We start from the raw sequence: 20083 nt of genomic DNA, 5'->3' as shown, positions 1-20083 counted from the left end.
CCACCGGACCAACGGCGGGATCTTCGCGGACCGGCGACTCGGTCGGGCAGGTTACCGGCGTGCTGACAGGGCCCCGGCCGGACACCCATGATGAAGATTGATGGCCGCGATCCTGAGGCGCCCACCGAGAGCAGTGCGATACACGACTTGGCCGACCAGGTCGGCCGGGAGATGGCCGAGGAGCTGTGGCGCATGGCGGCCCGGCATCTGGGCATCGCCCGGCCGGTACGGAAAACGTCAGATCTCCGCCGGATTGCCGAACATCTGATGACGGTGACGGAGTTGGCCCGGGTTGCCAGCCGCTCGCTGAAGATCCGGGTCATCACCTACGACGCGCTGACTAAGGAGCTGGCGACATGTCTGCCACCTGCCCCGAGCTTGACCAGCCCGGCCGGCTTAACGAGATCGCTGAGCTCGGACTCGACCGCGAGCAATCCCGCCCCTGGCTGAGTGATCTGGTCGAGGTGGTCGCGGTCGAACTGGAGGCGGAAATTGCCCTGGCCACCATCCTGCTCGACCGGGCGCAGGCCTTCGCCGCCGGACACGGGCTGCCCGGCTGGCTCACCGAAGCCGGTGGCACTCCCATCGAGTGGTCGTTCTGCACCGCGATGCTGGGCCAGCGCAGCATCTGCGTCATCAACGACTTGACCGCCGATCCGGCAGGGCAGGACAACCCGCTGGTAACCGTCGCCGGCGTCCGCGCCTACATCGGTGCTCCACTGATGTCACCACGTGGATACGTGCTCGGCGGCCTGTGCGCTTTGGGTCTGCGACCTCGGCAGTTCACCACCGATCAGGTGGTCTTCCTGCAAAATATGGCGGCCGAAGCCAGCCGCCGCATCCGGGACAACGCGCCAGCCAACGTCGCCGGTACCTCGGCCCATGATGGGAAGAGCCGGGCCGGACAGGCCTGCTCGTAGCTTCCGCCGAAAGGTCAGCGTGGATCGGTGAGGGCCTGCAGGACACCGACCAGGCCCAGGACTCGGCGGAGGGACGATCGGTTGAGGGTTTACGAGCCGCAGCTTGATGCCTGCGCCGCTGGCGTCGCTGTAGGCGCGGTCGAGGACCTCGATGCCGGTGGAGTCGCAGAAGCTGACCTGGCCGAAGTCGACTTCGATCCTGGTGACGCCAGGTTGAGTGATCGCACTGTGCAGGGCTTGGCGTAGAAGGTCGGCGGTGGCCATGTCTAGCTCGCCGGCGACGTGCAGACGCACGAAGCCGGCGTTGGTGGTGACGGTGATGTTCACCTTTTGCTGGCGCGGTGCAGATAGGCATCGAGGCCGCCGAGTTCTTCGCTGGCGATGAACACCGATCGGACGGTGAGGATGGCTTCCTCGACGTGGGTGGTGCAGCCCCAGGCCGAGTCGCCCCACGAGTCGGCGATCTTGATCTCGGCTGGTTCGGTGCAGGCGGTGGTGCCGCCGAGCTGGCAGTGTTCAGGGTGCGGCGTGGTGGCCTGTACGGCAGCCGCGGCTCGTATCTGGGCGGCGAGCTCGGCGGCGGCGGCAGCGCGTTGCTCGGCCTCGGCCCGGAGCTGGCGTTCGGCGCGTACCGCCTTGATGGTGGCCAGGCGTAGCTCCAGGTGCTGCGCGACCTGGTCGGCGAGGTGGCCGAGCACGGTCGTCTGCGCCTCGGTCAATTCCCGGGGCATGGCGTCGATCGCGGTGACGGTGCCGAGGTGGTGCCCGTCGGCGGTGACGATCGGGGCGGCGGCATAGAACCGCAGCCCCAGCTCCCCACGGACCAAAGGATGGTCGAGGGTGCGCGGATCCGTGACCGCGTCGTTGACCACGTACGGGCCCTCGGCGCAGAACGCCGACGCGCACAGTCCCGGTTCAGTGCCGACCTGCGCGACGCCATCGAGTCCTCTGGCCGCGGCGAACCAGACCCGGTCGGCGTCGACGATGCTGACCGTGGCGATCGGGGTGCCGCACACCGCTGCGGCGGCCGCCGCGATGGTGTCGAACTGGCCGTCGGTGGGGGCGTCGAGGATCTCGTAACGGCGTACCGCGGCTAGCCGGGCGGGGTCGGTGAGGGCGGTTCTGTCAGCGGTGATCGACACGGTGTGGTGCTCGCTTCTCATGGGGTGTTCAGGCCGGGGCGGAGTACGTGGTTGCGGCGGTCATGCCGCATCCGCTGGGGCTTTCGTGGTGCTGGCGCGTTCGAGAACTCGGTACACCGTGGGCCGGGAGACCTCGAACAGTTCGGCGAGTTCGGCGATGGTGTGCTCGCCGGCGGCGTGCAGCTTGAGCAGGTGCGCCTGACGGGGTGCGGACAGTTTCGGCGCCCGGCCTTTGAGTCTGCCCTTGGCCTTGGCGATGGCCATGCCTTCGCGGGTGCGCATGCGCAGCAGGTCGACCTCGAACTCGGCGAAGGTGGCCAGGATGTTGAAGAACATCTTGCCCATCGGGTCGGTCGGGTCGTAGATCATGGTGCCGAGCTGCAGGCGGATGCGGCGGGCGGCCAGTGAGTCGCCGATGGCTCGGGCGTCCGGGACGGAGCGGGCGAGCCGGTCGAGTTTCGGCACCACGAGGGTGTCGCCGGCGCGAACGGCGGCGAGGGCCTGGTCGAGGCCGGGCCGCTCGCGGGTGGTGCCGGAGTATGCCCGGTCGAGGTAGATCTGATCAGCGGGCACGCCGAGGTCGAGCAGGATCTGCCGGTTGGCCTCGAGGTCCTGTTTGTCGGTGGAGCAGCGGGCGTAGCCGATGGAGACGCCGGTCATGTCGATCACCTTATCGAGTAACGGATAGCCCCCGCTCACCGGACAGGTCACCGGACACCTTATGTGAGACGCCTCATCGCCCGCTCGCGCGTGTCATCAAGCAGCGGCGAGATGTGTCCGTTGAGGGTTCGGCTAACGGACATCGCGTCGCGGTCGGTGTGCCGATCAGTACCGGCGCCTGCACGATCGGGGCGTTGTGTGTCTACGGCGATCGGGCTGAAGACCCTCATGACGCTCTGACCACCCTGTTGGTCGGGATCGCTGCGCACGTGGGGCAGTATCTGGAGCGTCGGCGGGCCGAGGAGCTGGCCGTGGAACTGGCCCGCACCAAGGATGAGTTCCTGGCTCTGGTCACACACGAACTGCGCAATCCTCTCGCGGTGATCATCTCGACCGCGTCGCTGTTGGAGGAGGAACTCGACGGGTTGCTCGACGCCGACCAGCGCCATTACGTGCACACCATCCAGCGTGGCGCGCAGCGCCTGTCGGTGATGGCCGACGACCTCAACCTGCTTTGGCCGGCCGGATGCCGTCACGGTGCTGCTCCCGGCCCAACACACCACATCTGCTCGCTCCACCACTCGTGGTCCCGGCGCCGGAGCGCTCCCTCCCCAGCCGGGCCCCTTGTTCCACATGCCGGAACGACGGAAGCCGCGAAGTGACTCTCCGGAGACCTACCCCCTGAGGCGATCACCCCAGGCCCGGACCTAGATCAACTGCTTAGCGTTGTTTTTGGTCTGGAAACTACGGGCAGGCCGTAAGGGTCGAACATCCTAAAACCGTTGGGGTCGTCGGCGAAGCCGTCCTTATGGCTTGGCGAACGCTCCCTATGGCTTGGCGAACGCTCCCTAGAGCATCCTAGGACGATAGGAAGAAGGATCCACGTAGGGTAGTCCCGACCCCGGGGCCGGCGTCGGGTGTCCGGGCGGGCGCTGAGCGTGCCGGTTGCGGTGGTCGCTGCCACGTGCGCGCGAACGGCGTACCGAAAACTCGCCGGACGCTGACAGCGGACCTGGCACCGCGCGGGTCGACGTGCAAGCGTCCGGATGCGCCTTCCACCGCGGGCGGCGATCTAGACCAGAAAACCGGTGATCGCGGCGCGCAGCTCGTCGTGCTCCGGCCCGACCGGCGCCTCCGCCCACCGGGCCGCCGGATAGCGCCAGACCGGGCCGCGGCGGATCTGCTCCGGCTCCCAGGCGTAGCGCGGGAAGATGTGCGCGTGCAGGAACGGATCCGTGTTCCCGAGGATCTCCAGGTTGACCCGGAGAAACGCCGGATCCAGCGACGCGCAGGCCCGCTCCACCGCCTCCGCCAGACGATCCATGCTCGCCAGGAACGCCATCCGCGCCGGGTGAGGCAGGTCGCTCAGCCGGGTCGCCGCCGGATCGTCGGTCAGCAGCACGCAGTATTCCGGCAGGAACTGGGTGTCGCCGATCACCGCGTATCCGCCCGGCATCCGGGCCAGCAGCGTCGGGTTCTCGCCACGCGCCGCCGACCCGATCCGGTCCGCCCGCCAGTCCGTCACCGCGACGCCTCCCCCGCCCACCGGGCCACCACCTCGAGGACCGGCGCGCGCCCGGCGAACCGCGCCGGCCAGTCCCGCGCATCATAGGCAGCCGCCGATCCGTCCCGCATCAAGCTGTCGATCATGCGCGGCGCCAGCCAGAAGTACTTCGCCGCGCCGGTGATCATGATGGCCCGCTGGACCAGCGACGGATCGACGCCGGACAGCCCGCTGACGTATCCGTCGATGACCGCCGCGACGACGCCGTCCATCAGCGACAGGTCGATCAGGCCGTCGAGGAACGTGTCGAGGGCCAGGTTCGCGGCGTCCTCGCCGATCGCCCCCGGCCCGGCGAACGCCCAGTCGAGCAGGACCGGCCCGGACTCGGCGAGCACGATGTTCATCGGCCAGACGTCGTGGTGGCACAGCGTGCGCGGCAGCCGGTCGGCGGCCGCCAGCAGCTCGTGCCGGCACTGCCACAGCTCCCGCAGCCGCGCCCGCAGGTCCGGCTCCCAGGCCGCCACCACTGTCGGGTGGTCCCAGTCCAGATCGTCCGGCACCGGCTGGGCCAGGGTGTAGTCCCGCAGGAAGTCCCGGGCCAGCCAGGGGAACGCCGGCGGAGCGCCCACCCAGCGGTCCTGCCCCGCACCGAGCCGCCGGGCGATCTCGCCCAGGTCCCCGGGCCGCCACGAGCTCATCGGCGTCCCGCGCACGTCGGCCAGCAACATGGCCACCGACCCGTCGGGGCGTTCCTCGATCGAGTACAGCTCCGGGACGGACAGTCCGCCGGCCGCGAAGGCGGTCCGGGCAAGACCTTCGGCGTACGCCGTGGGCTCCCGCCGCCAGTAGTTGAAGTGCCCCGGATCGTCGCTGGCCGCCAGGTGGGCCGCCGCACCCGCGCGCCGCCGGTTCACCACCTTGAGCACCGCCGACCCGCCGTCGTGCGGCACCCGCCAGACGCCGCCGGTGACCTCGTTCACTGTCGCGTGCACGAGCTCCTCGGCGCCCTCCATGATCCACATAGTCGCGATGCTAGCCCCGTGAGATGCCCGGATCCCCGACGCGCGCGGAACCGACCTGGCGGTTCCCTCCACGGCCGGCAGCGCGAGCCCGACAGCCACAGCCCGGCCCGCCGGTGACATGCCGGGCGGGTAGCAAGGCGTCGACTTCCCGGTGGCTGGCCGGCCCCGGGCAGCAGGGGTTGTGCCTGCGCCCGTGCGGCGTGACCGCACACTCTGAATGGTGGAAAAACGCATGCGGATGCATCCCCGGGCCTGGCTGGCGGTCGCGGTCGTGGTGGTGGCGGCCGGCGGATGGGCGGCGGTCAGCGCCGGCGACGACGCATCGCCCGATGACGGTACCGCCGCCGACGTTCTCACCGGTCACGACTGGACGCATTTCGCCGGGGCCACCGTCGGCCCCGGCGGGGTGCGGATCGTCGGCCTGGGCGGGCGGATCGTGCGACAGGACGGCTCTGGCGGCCAGCCGAACCCGCCGGTCAATCTGCGCGGGCCGCGGCTCGCGGTGCGCGGCCCGGTGGAGATCGCCGCCGGGGTGGATCGGCCGGCCGGCCAGTCGGCCGTGCTCACCCTGTACGGCGACGTGCCGGTGGTTTACGACGAGTGGCGGCACAATCCGCCCGGGCTGGCCGTCACCGTCACCGACGGGGAGCTGCGCCTGGCGGTCTGGGACGGGCGGGGCAACGATCCGGCGGTCCGCCGCCGGGCCAGGGTGGCCGCACCGGCCGCGGCCACGGTGATTGTCACCCGGGCCGGTGGGCGGCTCACGGTCCGGCTCGGTGACGCCCGCCTGTCCGTCACCGACCCCGGGGTGTTCAGCTCCGGGCGGGTGTTCTTCGGCGCCGACGCCGAGGACGGCGGGCCGGCCGGTTGGACGTTGACCTCGTTGCGGGCCGCCGGGCTGGACGGTGGCAGCGCCACCGTCGTCGACGCCCCGGCGCTCGACCAGCCAGCGCCCGCGCCCGGGTCGCTGCGGGTGCTCGCCGCGACCCGCCGGGCGCTGCCCATCGGCGCCGCCGTGGCCGCCGAGCCGCTGCTGGCCGACGACGGATACCGCCGCCTGACCGCCGCCCAGTTCTCCATGCTGACCACGGAGAACGCGGTGAAGCCGCAGTTCGTCCACCCGCAGCCGGACCGCTACGACTTCACCGGGGGCGACCTGCTGGCCGACTTCGCGGCGGCCAACGGCATCGCGGTGCACGCCCACACCCTGGTCTTCGGCGAGGCCAACCCGCGCTGGATGCGGGACGCCCCGGCCGGCCGGCGCGAGCGGATCATGCTCGATCACATCAGCACCGTGGTCGGTCACTACCGTGGCCGGGTCGCCGAATGGGACGTCGTCAACGAACCGCTGTCCACCGACAGCGAGGACTACGAGGACGGGGGAACGGGGCTGCGCCGGCACCTGTGGCAGCAGGCGATGGGTGAGACGTACATCGACAGGGCGTTCGCCGCGGCCCGGGCCGCCGACCCCGGCGCCAAGCTGTACCTCAACGATTTCGGCCTGGAAGCCGACGGTGAGCGCTGGGACGCGCTGCTCGGCCTGGTCGGCCGGCTCAAGCGGCGGGGCGTGCCGATCGACGGGGTGGGGTTCGAGGCGCACATCCACGAGGTCGGCGACCGGGTCACCGCGGCCGTCCTGCAGGATCACTTCGCGGACCTGGCCCGGCTCGGGCTGTCGGCCCGAATCTCCGAGATCGATGTGTACGGCGATTCGGCGGCCGGGCAGGCCGAGCAGTACGCCACCGCGTTGACCGCCTGCCTGGCCGCCCCGAACTGCACCTCGTACACCACCTGGGGGGTCACCGACCGGTACGGCTCCACCACCGAGTCCGGCACCTATCCGCCGCGGTTCGGTGACGATTTGATCTTCGACCGGAACCTGGCGCCCAAGGCCGCGTTCACCGCCCTGGCCCGGGTCCTGCGCGGCTGAGGCCGGCCCCGGCGGCGGCCGCGCCGTCGAGCAGTTCCGGGCCGGTGGTCGACACGCGCCCGATGGCGAAAGGCCGGATCCCGACAGCGCCGGGAACCCGGAGCGACCAGAATTCCGCCGAGCCGTAAGCGCCGCGGCGCACTCACCGCGTCTACCGGGGTGACGGCACGTACGCAACCCGGGGGGACACGAGTGCACAGCGGATTCGAGGACTACGTCAGGGCACGGGGCGACGCGCTACGACGCTTCGCCTACCTGCTCTGCGGCGACCGGCACCTGGGCGAGGATCTCGTCCAGGAAGTGCTGGTCAAGGCGTACCGAAGATGGTCTTGCATCGAAACCGACCAACCGGACCGGTACCTGCGCACGGCGCTCGTCCGGTCGCACGTCTCCTGGCTGCGCCGGCTGTCCAACACCGAGCGCCCGGCCACGATCAGCACCGAGCGCCCGGCCGCCGGCGACTTCGCGAGCCAGCAGGCCGACCGCGACGAGTTGTGGCACCGGCTGGCCGGCCTGACCCGCTCCCAGCGTGCCGTGCTGGTGCTGCGCTACTACGAGGATCTCGACGACCGGCAGATCGCCGAGATCCTGCGCTGTGCGCCCAGCACCGTGCGGGTACACGCCACCCGCGGCCTGGCCCGGCTGCGCGGTGACCTGAGCCCGGCCCTGCCCGTGACCATCTCGGAGGCGACCCGATGACCCTGGAAGACGACCTGCGCACCACACTGCTCGACCGGGCCGCCGCGCCCGCACCGGCGCCGGACCTGTGGGCGAGCGTCACCGCCGGGGTGCGGCGCGACCGGCGCCGCCGCCGGATCCTGGTGGCCGCCGCGGCCGCCGCGGTGGTCGCCGCCGGTGCCGCGGTGCCGGCCCTGCTGCACGACCACGACCAGGCGGCACCCACCCCGCCGGCGGCTTCGACGGTCCCGGTGCCGGTCCTCGAGCCGGTGGTCTTCCCGCTCCGGCCGACGTGGACGCCGGACCGGCTCAAGAGCGACTTGCCGTACATCACCCAGATGGGTCCGAACGTGCGCCTGGACTACGAGCAGGGCGGCACGCTCAGCACCGAGATCGGCCCGCTGCGGGCGGACTGGGAGGTCGAGGCGACCGACGTCCAGCAGACCGAGATCCACGGCCGGCCGGCTGAGGTGCGCCTCGCCGACACCTACGACTCGGCCGGGCCGGGCGACCACTTCGTCGGTGTCCGCTGGCGGCTGACCGACGGGCGCTGGGTCTCGGTGCTGAGCCTGGGCCCGATGTCCGAGGGCGACGTGCTGAAGTGGGCTCGCGGCCTGGCCGGCGGGCGGGAGCCGAACCGGCTGGACCCCGTGTTCACGGTGCCGTTCCTGCCGCCCGGCCTGGTCCGGCAGCACCAGTCCAGCGACGCCCTGTGCTTCGCCACCCCGCAGGTCGCGGCCACCGAGCGGCAGCCGTCCGGCCTGTGCCTGACCCTCGACGTCGACAACTGGGACCACGCGGACGCGCAGGAGACCTGGGACATCAACGGGCGCGAGGTGGCCTACTACCCGGACGCCGCCAGCCTCTCCGTCCAGTGGGGCGGCGACACGGCGATCGACGTGACCTGGGACCCGGAGGCGATCCCGCTGACCCACGACGAGGTCGTCCGGTTCGCGGCCGGCCTCCGCTACACCCGCGACTAGCCGCGCGCCGCCCGGGGGGTCAGCGCAGCCGCAGGGTGCTGACCCCCCACAACTCCGCGATCCGCCCGTCCGCCACCCGGAAGATCTCCATCAGCGTCCCCTCCTGGTCACCCGCCCGGAACGCGCCACGCACCGCGACCCGGTCCCCGTCCACCAGGACGTCCTCCGCCGTGATCCGCATGCCCGGAAACCTGCCGAGGATCAGCTGCCAGGCCGACCGGATGTGCTCCCGCCCGCGGGTACCCATCGGATGACTGTGGAAGTCCTCGGTGAAGATCTCGTCGACCGCGTCCACATCCCCGGCACTCGCCGCCGCGTACATCCGCTCCGCCAGCGCCACCGCTTCCGCCCGAGTCACCACACCACCACCCCCTGGAGATCAACCCCCGATTTCGGTACGCCCGGAGCACGGTCCCCGCCCCGTCAGGTCAGGAACGGCCGCCACTCCCGGACGCTCACCACCGTCACACCCGGCGTGGTGAAGTACGGATCGTTCGCGAGCACCTCCCGCGGATCGGCGGTGTCCAGCACGATCACCGCCCCGGAGTCGTCGGCGAACGGCCCCGCCATCCGCACGGTCCCCGCCGCGTGCAGCTCGCTCAGCAGCTCCCGATGCGCCGGCCGCGCCGCCAGCCGCTCCGGCGCCGGCTCGAACCCCAGCTCCACCATCCACATCCGGCCACGATAGGCCGCCGGCCCGCTCCCCTCGACCCCGTCCCGGTCGGCGCCCCCGTCCCGGGGCTCGCCGAGCGACTCCAGGCCGGTGACGTGCGCGATGCGGCGACGCCCGGTGCGCACCAGAGCAAGAACCGCCGTGGCGGCCGATCCCGGGGTGGATCGGCGGTGCCGCTTTCCCGACGGCCGCGGTCAGGACGACATCGGGAGCCGGCCAGGCAGTCCGTAGTAGTCCTCGGTGGTCACCAGCTCGAAGCCGAGCGAGGTGTAGAGGTGCAGCGCGCGGTCGTTGCCGGTGGCCACCTCCAGGTGGACGGGTGTCGCCGCCGTCCGGCACACCCGGTGCAGCACGTCCCGCCCGATCCCCCGGCCCTGATACTCGGGGTCGATGGCGAAGCCGTAGATCCCGGCACCGCCCGGCTCCGGGATCAGCCGGATCGTGCCGATCAGCGCACCGTCGCGTTCCACCACCAGGGTGTGCGGGTCGAACGCCGCCGTGGCCGCCGGCGCCCAGCCGAACGCCCGCAGCGACACCTCCCGCACCGCCTGCTGGTCGGCCGGGACGGCGGCCCGGATCGTGACGCGCGGGTCGGCCGGCACCTCCACCGGCTCGCCCGGCAACCGCAGCGCGTGCTCGCTGCCCTCCAGCTTGCCGCCACGCCGCTGGGCGAGCACCCGGCCGCCGGCCGACGAGCGCGGCACGACCAGCTGGACCGCCGAGTGTTCCCGCCGCGCGCACAGCTGCAGGCCGGCGTCGAGCAGCGCGGTGCCGATCCCCCGCCGCCGGGCCGCCGGGTCGACCATGCCGGTCAGCTCCAGGGTGGGCGCGCTGTGCGAGTAGACGCCCAGGAAGCCGAGAAGCCGGTCGCCCTCCCACCACAGGACGTCCTCGGCCCGCTGCCCGCCGCGCCCGCGCAGAGCCTCCCATTCGAGCTTGAGCCGGCCACCGTCGGCGGCGACGACCCGGCGCTCCAGGCCGGCGATCGCGTCGAGGGTGGCCGGGGGCAGCCCCGCACTAAGTTCGATCATGAGGTCCACCCCATCACGTTCGTCAACTCCTTTCGTTCCTATGATCGGCGGATGTTCGAACGTTTCCGCAAGCCGTTCACTCCGGACACCGACTACGCGCAGGCTGACCTGCAGTTGCGCGCCGCGCGGGACCGGGCGGTGGCCGGAGACTGGACCGCGGCCCTGCACCTGCTGCACGCCACCGGCCGCGACTGGGAGCTGCGCAGCCGGCGGCTCGCGGTGCTCGGCATCGCGGCCGGGCACGCGCCGTACTGGGTGGACGCCTGGGAGGCGGCGATGCCCGGCGACCCGACCGTCGCCATCCTGCGTGCCGAGGGCCTGACCGAGCTGGCCGGGCAGGCGCGTGGCGGGGCGTCGGCGCGGCACACCACCGCGGAGCAGTTCGCCGAGTTCCACCGGATCTCCGCGCTGGCCGCGCAGGCCGGCCGGCGGGCGGTCGAGCTGAACCCGGAGGACCCGTACCCGTGGGTGACCCGGATGGACGCGATGCTCGCCAACGGGCACCAGCACCACGACGACTTCCGGGTCGCCCTGGGTGAGGCGCTGGCCCGCGACCCGTACCACTTCGAGGCCCACCTGACCGCTGTCACCTTCCTCTGCCAGAAGTGGTACGGCTCGCACGAGGAGATGTTCGCGGCCGCCCGCACCCCGGCCGCCGCCGCACCGGCCGGCTCGTCGGTGGTGATGCTGCCGCTGCTCGCCCACTTCGAGTACGCGTTGCGCGAGTTCGGCTTCGACTCCCGCGCCGAGTCGCTGGGCGCCAAGATGGAGTACTTCCACCGTCCCGACGTGATCCAGGAGATCGCCTGGTGCGCGGCCAAGTGGCGGGCGGCCGGCGAGCCCCGGCTGATCGCCCGCGGGGTCACCCTGCGCCACTGGCTGGCGCTGGCCAACTACCTGTCCGGCCACGACCGGGCGGGCACCCGGGCGGTGCTCGCCCCGGTCGGTTCCTATCTGGGCAGCACCGTGGCGTACGGCTACTTCTGGATGCAGCAGGCCGAGGGCTTCCAGGCCGTCTCGAAGTGGGTGCGCTAGCAGGTGACCGGCGCGGGCGCGGCGCCACCTGTCTTGCTGGACGTGCCGGTCAGCGCGCGAAAAGCGTTTCTGCCAGCGGTGGTTCGAGCCAGCGCGTTGACGGCGAGATCCCGCAGGTAGGCGGGGAACCAGGCATTACCCGATCAAGGAAGCGGAGGTGCAGATCGACTGCGCTCTGAGCGATCGCGGTCGTCGGTCATGGAAGGCACCCTGAAAGCACCTAAACCGCCTTCGAAGGCCGCCTCGACCCCGCCATGCATTGATCAGGCGACCACGAGCCCGGAGAACCACCCTTCTACTGATCTTCTCGAGTCGGGGTATGGGTCTTCTTACGCCAATTATCGCCCGCGGAGAATCAACAGGCTGGTTTGTCAGATTGTCGAACATGGATGGACGGACTCGCGGCTCGGACAATACGCTCGCCCTGCTTCGCGGTTCTGCGGGGTAACGGGGATCACGGGGAAGGTGTTCGCCAATGAAGATCGCAACAAAGCTGGCCGGCGTCGCATCGGCCGCCCTGCTCGGCATGGGCGGCGTGCTGTTCGCCGCGACACCGGCGCAGGCGTATGTCTCCAACTGTCAGGCATGGACATCCAACAACGCCGGCTACGCGGTCTGCTGGGCCGGCACGGGTTCGTTCCGCGTTCTGGTCGACTGCGCCAACGTGGGTCGCGTCTCCACCATCGGCGGCGACTGGATCTACCGGCAAGAAAACCAGTCCACCCAGGCCAGCATCGCCGGCTGCGGCAGCGGCTACGCGACGAACGTCCGGTGGGACGCCCGCTAGACGATCAGTTCCGAATCCCGGTCAGCGGTCGTCAGCGATCAGTGACCGGGATTCGCGCGCCTCGGTCTTGTTGGTTCATCGAGCGCTTCCGCGACGACCCTCAGGCGACCGGCTCCCGAACCGTGAACAGGTCACCCGGCTGGCACCGCAGGACGTCGCACAGCGCGGTCAGCGTGCTGAACCGGATCGCCCGCGCCCGCCCGTTCTTCAGAATCGACAGGTTGGCCAGCGTCAGCCCGACCCGCTCGGCCAGTTCGGTGAGCGTCAGGCCGCGCTCCGCCAGCAGCTTGTCGAGGTGGACCTCGACCCGGTGCTCCTCCTCCGGTGGCATCACACCACCCCGTCGAGGTCGACCCGCATGGCCCGGCCGCGCCGCAGGATCTCCCCGATCGCGAACGCCCCGAACCCGCAGAAGCCCCAGGCCAGCGGCACCACGAAGTCGAGGACCGCGTACGTCCCGCCGACACCGGCGCTGTCGCTGAGCCGGGTCCGGGCGACGAAGTCCACGATCCACACGACCGGCCCGCCCAGCACCAGGACCAGCCCGAGCCGGTGGAACGCGGGAGCGATGCCCGGGCCGAACGGGTCACTCCGGCGGGCTCGCCCCACCACGCGCCACAGCAGCGCCAGCGCCGCCACGATCAGCAGTTGCCGTGGCAGCATCGCGACGAGCGCCCAGCCCTTCTGCGCCGCCGACGGGTGCACGATGTCCACCGCGATCCAGGACCCGAAGGTCACCCCGGCCGGCGGGCCGGCGGCACTCCCCCCGGTCACCGCGACCTGGGCCTCGACCGGCTGACCGGCCAGGATCGACACCACCCCGAGGGCCGTGCCGATGCCGGTCAGCACCAGCGCGACCAGCAGCAACCCGTGCAGTTCGTCGAGCCAGTCGGGCCGGCGCAGTGACTTCATCACGTTCATCTTATCGATAATCGATAAGCAATCGAATCCTGTCAACCCGCGACGGCCCGGCCCAGCGTGGTCAGCGAGGCCAGCACCAGCGCACACAGCACCACCGTGCGGAAGTTGGTCAGCCTGGTGAAGATCCGGTCGCCGGCCAGCCAGCCGGCCACGACAGCCGGACCGCCGACCATGGTGACCAGCCAGGCGGTGGACGTGATCTGCCCGGTCACCGCGAACCCGGCCACCGCGCCGAGCCCGGCCACCGCGAAGACCGCGGCGAGCGTCGCGCGGAACGGGCGCGGCGGCAGGCCCATCGCGGAGAAGACCGCCGCCATCGGCGGGCCGTTCACCCCGGCCGAGGTGGTCAGCACGCCGGAGAGCAGGCCGGCCGCGGCGAGCGTCAGGGATCGCGGTCGGATCCGCAGCCCGGCCCCGATCGCGACGGTGCCGGCCAGCACCACCACGGCGATCAGGACGCTGAGAGTCCGGGCCGTGAGCACGTGCAGCAGCCAGAGGCCGATCGGCAGGCCGGGCAGGCCGGCGACGAGCACGGTCCGCGCGACGGCCCACCTGACGTGCGATCGATCCCGGACCGCCATCACCAGGTTGACGAAGAGCACCAGGATCGTGGAGCCGACCACGGCGTCCACCGGCCCGACGACCAGGCCGAGCAGCGGCACGGAGAGCAGCGAGTACCCGAATCCGGTGACCACCTGCGCGCACGCGGCGACGCCGAGGATCAGGGCCACGGCGAGCATGGCGGCGATTGTCATCTCAGTGCCGCGCCGCCGCGCGCAGGACCTCGGCGACCAGGCGGGCGACGTGCGGGCCGGACACCGCGTACACCTGGCGGCGCCCCTCCCGGCGGACCCGGACCAGGCCGGCCAGCCGCAGCTTGCCGAGGTGCTGAGAGACCGCCGGGCGGGCCGAGCCGGTCGCGGCGGTCAGCGCCGACACGTCCCGCTCGCCCGGGAGCAGGGCGGCCAGCAGCCGCAGGCGGGTCGGGTCGGCCAGCATCGAAAGCATTGTCGTTGCCACGGCGATGGTGTCGCCCGAAGGAGGTTCCTGCAGGTCATTGGCTTCTGCAACGTTGTCGCGTGCGTGCATGAGCACATATTATGGTCGGGGCGAGCGACAGAAGCGGGGAAGCATCGATGGCCACGCATCACCACGAGCACGGGCACGGGCACGACGGCGGCACCGCCATGCGGGAGTGGTGGCACCGGCTCCGGCACCGGCTGACGCCGCACTCGCACGACACCGCCGACAAGGTCGACCCGGCGCTGGAGTCCTCCCGGGCCGGCATGCGGGCACTGTGGATCTCCCTGGCCGTCCTGACCCTGACCGCTTGCGTCCAGGCCGCCATTGTCGCGGTCTCCGGCTCGGTGGCGCTGCTCGGCGACACCTTGCACAACCTCGCCGACGCGCTCACCGCCGTACCGCTGGGCATCGCCTTCCTGCTCGGCCGCCGGGCCGCGACCAGGGCGTACACCTATGGTTTCGGTCGTGCCGAAGATCTGGCCGGCGTCGTCATCGTCCTGGTGATCGCCGCCTCCGCGGCGGCCTCGGCGCTCGTCGCCGTGCGCCGCCTGGTCGAGCCGCAGGCGATGACCCATCTGCCCTGGGTGTTCGCGGCCGGCGTGGCCGGGTTCGCCGGCAACGAGCTGGTGGCGCGCTACCGGATCGCTGTCGGCCGGCGGATCGGCTCGGCCGCCCTGGTCGCCGACGGCCTGCACGCCCGCACCGACGGCTTCGCCTCCCTGGCCGTGGTCCTCGCCGCGGCCGGCGCCGCGCTGGGCTGGCGCTGGGCCGACCCGGTCGTCGGCCTGCTGATCACCGCGGCGATCCTGTTCGTTCTCAAGGACGCCGCCCGCGAGGTCTACCGACGCCTGATGGACCGGGTCGACCCGGACCTGGTCGACCGCGCCGAACGCGCGTTGCGGCTGATCCCCGGCGTGCGCGACATCTCCGGCCTGCGCATGCGCTGGATCGGTCACCACCTGCACGCCGAGGCCGCCGTGGTGGTCGACGCGCACCTCAGCCTGATCGCCGCCCACGAGATCGCCGCCGACGCCGAACACCAGCTCACCCACGCGGTGCCCAGGCTCACCGAGGCGACCGTCCACGTCGACCCGGCCACCTATCCGGGCGCCGAGCACCACCTGCGCATCTCACACCGAATCGGCGCCTCCTGACAGCCTTCCAAGTCGGCGCCTCCCGAGCAGCCCTCCGAAGCGACGCCTCCTCAACAGCTCTCCGGACCAGCGCCTCCCGAACAGCCCTCCGGACCAGCACCTCCCGAACAGCCATCCGGATCGGCCTATCCTGAGGAGCCTTCAAGATCAAGACCTTCATATGCGCACGTCCGCTGTGGTGCGGACCGCATGCTCCCGCGCGGGCCGGGCACGGCGATCTGGCCGCTGCGCGTCCAAAACAATCGCCGCACCCTTCAAGGTCCGCCGCTGGTCACCGAAACCCCGCCGTCCCGTCACCGCCGAAGCCGTAGGCGCGTCCCCGAGCAAGATCGTCAAGCCCCGCGTCGCCACCAGCAGACTCCCGCCAGTCGCCAGCAACCACGCGCCCTGGCCGGCGTCACCTCCCAGCCCGGGTTCCCACAGGTCATGGCCTCCCAATAGCCCCCACAGCACCCAAAGCCCGAGCGCCCCTGAGTCCCGGCTGGTCCTCACGGTGGTATCCGGGGTGCTGACACCACCGTGAAAACCAGCCACAACCACCGGCTGGGCCTGACAGTGGTATCCGGGGTGCTGACACCACCGTGAGAACCAGCCACAACCACCGGCTGGGCCTGACAGTGGTATCCGGGGTGCTGACACCACCGTGAAAACCAGCCACAACCACCGGCTGGGCCTGACAGTGGTATCCGGGGTGCTGAGACCACCGTGAGGGCCAGCCGGGACTGTCGGATGCGGCTGGCGGGCCCGCTCGGCGACCTCAGGCCGGGGCGTGGGCGGCTGCGGTGGTTGGGTGGGCAGGATCGGGTGCGGCGATCGCCGATAGGCTGGGGAGCTGTGATTGCTCCCGAGATCGTGGTGGCCACGCCGGCCGATCGCTCCAGAATCGTCGCCTCGCTGGTCGCCACCTTCGCCAGGGATCCGGTGATCCGATGGTTGTTCCCCAGCGACGACACCTACCCCGAGCACGCGGCCGCCTTCTTCGGTCACCTGTTCGACAAGCGGGTCGAGCGGGGTGCCGTGTTCGTCGCGGAGGGCGGCAACGCGGTCGCCATCTGGGAACCGCCCGCTGACGGCGGCCCGCTCACCCCGCTACCCGCGCCGAGCATGCCCGCCGACGTGCAGGAGCGGCTCGACGCCTACGACCGGATGATGCACACGCTGCTGCCGGAGCAGCCGTACTGGTATCTCGGCGTCCTCGGCACCCACCCGGACCACCATGGACGCCGCCTCGGGCACGCCGTGATGGCCGAGGGGCTCAAGCGGGCCGCCGACGCCGGCCTCCCGGCGATCCTGGAGACCGGCACCGAGGGGAACGTCCGGATGTACGAGCGGGCCGGCTGGCAGGTCATCGCCTCGGCGACCGCCCCGATCCCGATCTGGGTGCTGTCCCAGGGCCGGTGAGAAAGGCCCGGGACCGGCGAAGAAGCCCGGGACCGACAAAGGCCCGGGACCGATGAAGCCGGACCGACAAAGGCCCGGACCGATGAAGCCGGACCGACAAAGGCCCGGACCGATGAAACGAACCGCTGAAAGGCCCGGGCTGAACGCGTAGACGTAGCGTTCCCGGGCGTATCCGAACGGGTGCGGGGCCGAGGCGGGAAGTTTGGCGCGGCGGCCGCCGACCGGCAGGAGCACCTGGTTCGTCGAGTCCGCCACCGAGTGCACGCGCTCGGCGAGCATGGAGGCGGATCCGGTGATGGCCGCGACGCCGATCGCCAGATTGCCACTCAGCGATTTGACCGATGTCACTATCGTCCCCTGCGGGACCATCTCCGGGTCATCCCCGATGTGATCACGAAAGGTGAATCGGGACGATTCCGGATGTCTCGAAGTTCGCTCAGGGAGGGCGCTGTGAAGCGAGTCCTGCTACCGGCAGCCGCGCTGCTGCTCGTCGCGGCCTGTGGCACCAACGACACCCCGGCCGCCGCGCCGGCCGCCTCGAACCCGCACTCCGGGCACACCGCCGGCTCCGCACCACCGGCCAAACCACTCCGTGGCGGTGAGCGCTTCGTCGACCTGGCGCTCCCGCAGCCCTACACCCCGAAGGCCCCGAGCGGCGGCACCGACGACTACCGCTGCTTCCTGGTCGACCCGGGTCTCACCGAGAACGCCTATCTCACCGGCAGCCAGTTCCAGCCGCAGAACGCCGCCATCGTGCACCACGCGATCTTCTACCGGCTCGACCCGACGCAGGCCACCGAGGCCGCCAAGGTCGACGAGCAGACCCCCGGTGAGGGCTGGACCTGCTTCGGCGACTCCGGCGTGCAGGGGCAGACCGCCTGGGTCGCGCACTGGGCGCCGGGCGCCGGCGAGACCCTGATGCCGGCCGGTTCCGGCTTCGCCATGCCACCCGGCAGCAAGCTGGTCATGCAGGTGCACTACAACCTGCTCGAGCCGGGCGCCGCCGGGCAGACCGACCAGTCCGGCATCAAACTGCGGGTGGCCGCCGCGACCACCCCGCTCAAGTCGCTCTCCACCGAGCTGTTCCCGGCACCGATCGAGCTGCCCTGCGCGGCCGGCGAGTCCGGCCCGCTCTGCGACCGCGACGCCGCCATCGCCGATGTCGGCAGCCGCTTCGGCAAGGAGGCCGGCGAGCAGGAGAAATACCTTGTCCAGGGGTGCAGCAAGGGCAAGGTGACGGCCGGCGACACCCAGCATTGCGACCAGCCGGTCGAGGAGGCCGGGACGATCTACATGGCGGCCGGCCACATGCACCTGCTGGGCCGCTCCATCAAGATCGAGCTGAACCCGGGCAAGCCCGGCACCCAGACCATCCTGGACGTCCCGCAGTACAACTTCGACAACCAGGCCCTGGTCCCGCTGGCCAAGCCGATCGCCGTCAAACCGGGCGACACCGTCCGGGTCACCTGCACCCACGACGCCAAACTCCGCAAGATGCTGCCCCAGCTGCGGCAACTGCCCCCGCGCTACGTCGTCTGGGGTGAGGGCACCAGCGACGAGATGTGCCTGGGCATCCTCGTCACCGCCCCCACCACCTAGATCACAACCAATTTCCGGTACGCCGATGGCCGCGCCCGGGCGCGGCCATCGGCATTCCCCCTCCCCCGAACGCCACCCGCACCCCGCGCGACACCCGGACGTGGTCCCCCGCCGCTCGGAACCGCCCCGGCGAGCCCGACCGGCGTCACTCGAAACGGTGACTGTCGATGCATGTCGACTCAAGGCCGGACTTTCGCTGGTCATTGGGCATCTGGCCGCGCGACAAGGCGCTCCGGAGGCGAGCTATCCGGTGAATTTCCGCGACTGCCCGGCCCACTGGGGTTATCAGACAGTTGCTCAGTGCCTATAGTCGCTTGTATGAAGCGAACCAAGCACCGATTGATGGGCACCCATGAGATCCAGATCCGGCTCGGCGGCGAGCTGAGCCGGCAGCGGATCAACCAGCTGACCGCCAAGACGCACTTTCCCAAGCCGATCGCCGAGCTCAAGCAGGGCCGCGTCTGGCTCGCCGAGGACATCGAGGACTGGATCCGCCTGCACCGCAGCCAGCCCGCCCGAGCCTGACCCCGCCGGAATGCGCACGCCGGCTCCGACGAGCCGACCGTGAACTCACCCGCACCACCGCCCTGGACGACCCCGAATCGGACCAGGCCAACCGCACGACCCCTGGACGACCCCGAATCGGACCAGGCCGACCGCACGACCCCGCGCCCGACCGGCGTCCGCCCCAGGAGGCGCGCATCCTGGAGGCGGCTGACCACTTCCGGTCGCGACCCCACACCAGATCCCGACACACCGACCACCGCCCGGCCGGGCCCGGGCACCCCGCGTCCGATCCGACAACGACGACCAGGCTCATCGCCCGGCGCGCTCCGCGCCGGGCCCGGGTCAGCCGTCGAAGGCGGACAGATGCCGGGCACGGGCAGCGGTCAGGTGCGCTCGCATCGCCGCCTCCGCGGCGTCCGGGTCGCCCACCCCGATGGCGGCGGCGATCACCCCGTGCTCGTCCCGGGTGGAGCCGGTCTCGGCATAGGGGAAATAGAGCCGGTGCAGGTGGAGGTGCGCGTGCAGCCGGCCGATCGCCTCGCGGAGCAGGGGGTTGACCGCCGCCGTCGCGACCAGGTCGTGGAACCGGGCGTCGGCCGCGGTGAACGCGGCGTGCGCACGGGGCGCGCTCACCGCGTACGAAAAAAGCGAAGCCTCGGCCCGCAGCGCCTCCCGCGCCGCCTCATCGGCCCTGGTGGCCGCCCACCGGGCGGCGGCGGTCTCCAGAACCAGCCGCATGTCGAACATGTCGTCGAACTGCTCGCGGGTCAGCAGCGGACTGACCGTGTAACCGGCGAGCGGCCTTTTCCGCAGGAGTCCCTCGGATTCCAGGCGGACCAGCGCCTCGCGCACCGGCGTCGGGGAAACTTCCAGCTCACGGGCCAGGCCGTCGATGTTGACGCGGTCCTCCGGGGCCAGCCGGTGCTCCAGGATGAGCGATTTCAGCCGCTCGTACACGTTGTCGCTGAGCACCGAACGGCGGGTCGGCCCGGACACATCCACCTTCCTCTATAGAAAGGTTGACCGGCCCATCGAAACCCATTAGTTGACTGGCCCATCGAAACCCATTAGACAGATACGCGGATCCTATAGGATCTACGAGAGGACCGCGCA

24 protein-coding genes and 2 pseudogenes are annotated in these 20083 nt (G+C 71.2%); 12 read left to right on the top strand and 14 right to left on the bottom strand.

The annotated features are described in order from the left end of the window. The first annotated feature begins 87 nt into the window (after nt 1–87). Both Actob_RS22705 and Actob_RS22700 read left to right on the top strand, forming a co-directional pair. Complete coding sequence (locus Actob_RS22705) at nt 88–450, top strand: hypothetical protein (protein WP_284913799.1); 363 nt, start codon at nt 88–90, stop codon at nt 448–450. Continuing rightward, nucleotides 357–920: a GAF domain-containing protein gene (locus tag Actob_RS22700; RefSeq protein WP_284913798.1), complete on the top strand. Its 564-nt coding sequence runs from the start codon at nt 357–359 to the stop codon at nt 918–920. Before Actob_RS22705 ends, Actob_RS22700 begins: the two co-directional genes overlap by 94 nt. An 84-nt stretch (nt 921–1004) precedes the next feature. Here Actob_RS22700 and Actob_RS44090 read toward each other — a convergent pair. From Actob_RS44090 to Actob_RS22690, 3 genes and pseudogenes are all read right to left on the bottom strand, one after another. Beyond that, a pseudogene (locus Actob_RS44090) lies at nt 1005–1247 on the bottom strand (STAS domain-containing protein); the annotation flags it as partial. Then, nucleotides 1244–2083, bottom strand: a complete 840-nt coding sequence (locus Actob_RS22695) for a GAF domain-containing protein (RefSeq protein WP_284913797.1) — start codon at nt 2081–2083, stop codon at nt 1244–1246. The gene Actob_RS22695 and the pseudogene Actob_RS44090, both read right to left, overlap by 4 nt. A gap of 39 nt (nt 2084–2122) precedes the next feature. Then, nucleotides 2123–2722 (bottom strand): recombinase family protein, encoded by a 600-nt coding sequence (locus Actob_RS22690; protein WP_284913796.1) that lies wholly within the window; start codon nt 2720–2722, stop codon nt 2123–2125. A 113-nt stretch (nt 2723–2835) separates the two neighbouring features. Between Actob_RS22690 and Actob_RS22685 the strand changes: the two genes are divergently transcribed. Further along, nucleotides 2836–3384, top strand: a complete 549-nt coding sequence (locus Actob_RS22685; protein WP_284913795.1) for a histidine kinase dimerization/phospho-acceptor domain-containing protein — start codon at nt 2836–2838, stop codon at nt 3382–3384. 410 nt (nt 3385–3794) lie between these two features. Here Actob_RS22685 and Actob_RS22680 read toward each other — a convergent pair whose 3' ends face one another. Together Actob_RS22680 and Actob_RS22675 are read right to left on the bottom strand one after the other, a co-directional pair. Next, the gene (locus Actob_RS22680) at nt 3795–4247 is read right to left on the bottom strand and encodes an HIT family protein (RefSeq protein ID WP_284913794.1); all 453 of its coding nucleotides are present in this window, start codon (nt 4245–4247) and stop codon (nt 3795–3797) included. Next, on the bottom strand, nt 4244–5248 hold the full coding sequence (locus Actob_RS22675) for a phosphotransferase (RefSeq protein WP_284913793.1): 1005 nt from the start codon (nt 5246–5248) through the stop codon (nt 4244–4246). The genes Actob_RS22680 and Actob_RS22675 overlap by 4 nt, the downstream gene beginning before the upstream one ends. Before the next feature lie 232 nt (nt 5249–5480). Between Actob_RS22675 and Actob_RS22670 the strand changes: the two genes are divergently transcribed. The 3 genes from Actob_RS22670 to Actob_RS22660 all read left to right on the top strand — a co-directional run bounded on the left by Actob_RS22670 (nt 5481) and on the right by Actob_RS22660 (nt 8839). Further along, nucleotides 5481–7178, top strand: coding sequence for an endo-1,4-beta-xylanase (locus tag Actob_RS22670; RefSeq protein WP_284913792.1), 1698 nt, complete (start codon nt 5481–5483; stop codon nt 7176–7178). A gap of 192 nt (nt 7179–7370) precedes the next feature. Then, entirely contained in the window at nt 7371–7877 is a 507-nt protein-coding gene (locus Actob_RS22665; protein ID WP_284913791.1) for a SigE family RNA polymerase sigma factor, read from the top strand. Further along, nucleotides 7874–8839, top strand: a complete 966-nt coding sequence (locus Actob_RS22660; protein WP_284913790.1) for a hypothetical protein — start codon at nt 7874–7876, stop codon at nt 8837–8839. Before Actob_RS22665 ends, Actob_RS22660 begins: the two co-directional genes overlap by 4 nt. Nucleotides 8840–8858: 19 nt before the next feature. Here Actob_RS22660 and Actob_RS22655 read toward each other — a convergent pair whose 3' ends face one another. The 3 genes from Actob_RS22655 to Actob_RS22645 all read right to left on the bottom strand — a co-directional run bounded on the left by Actob_RS22655 (nt 8859) and on the right by Actob_RS22645 (nt 10543). Beyond that, a complete protein-coding gene (locus tag Actob_RS22655) occupies nt 8859–9197 on the bottom strand; it encodes an ester cyclase (RefSeq protein WP_284913789.1) in 339 nt (112 codons plus the stop codon). Between the two features lie 65 nt (nt 9198–9262). After that, the gene (locus Actob_RS22650; protein WP_284913788.1) at nt 9263–9637 is read right to left on the bottom strand and encodes a YciI family protein; all 375 of its coding nucleotides are present in this window, start codon (nt 9635–9637) and stop codon (nt 9263–9265) included. 69 nt (nt 9638–9706) lie between these two features. Beyond that, entirely contained in the window at nt 9707–10543 is an 837-nt protein-coding gene (locus Actob_RS22645; protein ID WP_284913787.1) for a GNAT family N-acetyltransferase, read from the bottom strand. Nucleotides 10544–10594: 51 nt separating this feature from the next. Between Actob_RS22645 and Actob_RS22640 the strand changes: the two genes are divergently transcribed. Then, nucleotides 10595–11578 carry a hypothetical protein gene (locus Actob_RS22640; RefSeq protein WP_284913786.1) on the top strand — a complete coding sequence of 328 codons (984 nt, stop codon included), beginning with the start codon at nt 10595–10597 and terminating at the stop codon, nt 11576–11578. Nucleotides 11579–12053: 475 nt separating this feature from the next. Beyond that, nucleotides 12054–12365 (top strand): hypothetical protein, encoded by a 312-nt coding sequence (locus Actob_RS22635; protein ID WP_284913785.1) that lies wholly within the window; start codon nt 12054–12056, stop codon nt 12363–12365. A gap of 100 nt (nt 12366–12465) precedes the next feature. On the opposite strand, the gene Actob_RS22630 is transcribed toward Actob_RS22635, so the two are convergent. From Actob_RS22630 to Actob_RS22615, 4 genes are read right to left on the bottom strand one after another with little or no spacing between them, the layout of a single operon-like run. Next, on the bottom strand, nt 12466–12696 hold the full coding sequence (locus Actob_RS22630; RefSeq protein WP_284913784.1) for a helix-turn-helix domain-containing protein: 231 nt from the start codon (nt 12694–12696) through the stop codon (nt 12466–12468). Next, on the bottom strand, nt 12696–13277 hold the full coding sequence (locus tag Actob_RS22625; RefSeq protein ID WP_284913783.1) for a DUF2975 domain-containing protein: 582 nt from the start codon (nt 13275–13277) through the stop codon (nt 12696–12698). Before Actob_RS22625 ends, Actob_RS22630 begins: the two co-directional genes overlap by 1 nt. A gap of 41 nt (nt 13278–13318) precedes the next feature. Continuing rightward, entirely contained in the window at nt 13319–14026 is a 708-nt protein-coding gene (locus Actob_RS22620) for a sulfite exporter TauE/SafE family protein (RefSeq protein WP_284913782.1), read from the bottom strand. A gap of 16 nt (nt 14027–14042) precedes the next feature. Continuing rightward, the gene (locus Actob_RS22615; protein ID WP_284922369.1) at nt 14043–14294 is read right to left on the bottom strand and encodes an ArsR/SmtB family transcription factor; all 252 of its coding nucleotides are present in this window, start codon (nt 14292–14294) and stop codon (nt 14043–14045) included. A 128-nt stretch (nt 14295–14422) separates the two neighbouring features. Between Actob_RS22615 and Actob_RS22610 the strand changes: the two genes are divergently transcribed. Further along, the gene (locus tag Actob_RS22610; RefSeq protein WP_407653381.1) at nt 14423–15463 is read left to right on the top strand and encodes a cation diffusion facilitator family transporter; all 1041 of its coding nucleotides are present in this window, start codon (nt 14423–14425) and stop codon (nt 15461–15463) included. 834 nt (nt 15464–16297) lie between these two features. Then, complete coding sequence (locus Actob_RS22605; RefSeq protein WP_284913781.1) at nt 16298–16864, top strand: GNAT family N-acetyltransferase; 567 nt, start codon at nt 16298–16300, stop codon at nt 16862–16864. Between the two features lie 141 nt (nt 16865–17005). Here Actob_RS22605 and Actob_RS22600 read toward each other — a convergent pair. Continuing rightward, a pseudogene (locus Actob_RS22600) lies at nt 17006–17233 on the bottom strand (cation transporter); the annotation flags it as partial. Between the two features lie 81 nt (nt 17234–17314). Here Actob_RS22600 and Actob_RS22595 point away from each other — a divergent pair. Beyond that, nucleotides 17315–18463 carry a monooxygenase gene (locus Actob_RS22595; protein ID WP_284913780.1) on the top strand — a complete coding sequence of 383 codons (1149 nt, stop codon included), beginning with the start codon at nt 17315–17317 and terminating at the stop codon, nt 18461–18463. A 318-nt stretch (nt 18464–18781) separates the two neighbouring features. Next, nucleotides 18782–18988, top strand: coding sequence for a helix-turn-helix transcriptional regulator (locus tag Actob_RS22590; RefSeq protein WP_284913779.1), 207 nt, complete (start codon nt 18782–18784; stop codon nt 18986–18988). A 324-nt stretch (nt 18989–19312) separates the two neighbouring features. Here Actob_RS22590 and Actob_RS22585 read toward each other — a convergent pair whose 3' ends face one another. Beyond that, entirely contained in the window at nt 19313–19966 is a 654-nt protein-coding gene (locus Actob_RS22585) for a GntR family transcriptional regulator (RefSeq protein ID WP_284913778.1), read from the bottom strand. Nucleotides 19967–20083: the final 117 nt, after the last annotated feature.

The organism is Actinoplanes oblitus (assembly GCF_030252345.1).
Lineage (GTDB): Bacteria > Actinomycetota > Actinomycetes > Mycobacteriales > Micromonosporaceae > Actinoplanes > Actinoplanes oblitus.
Note: the sequence above shows the minus strand (reverse complement) of the source record. Positions and strands in the feature narration are given on the sequence as shown.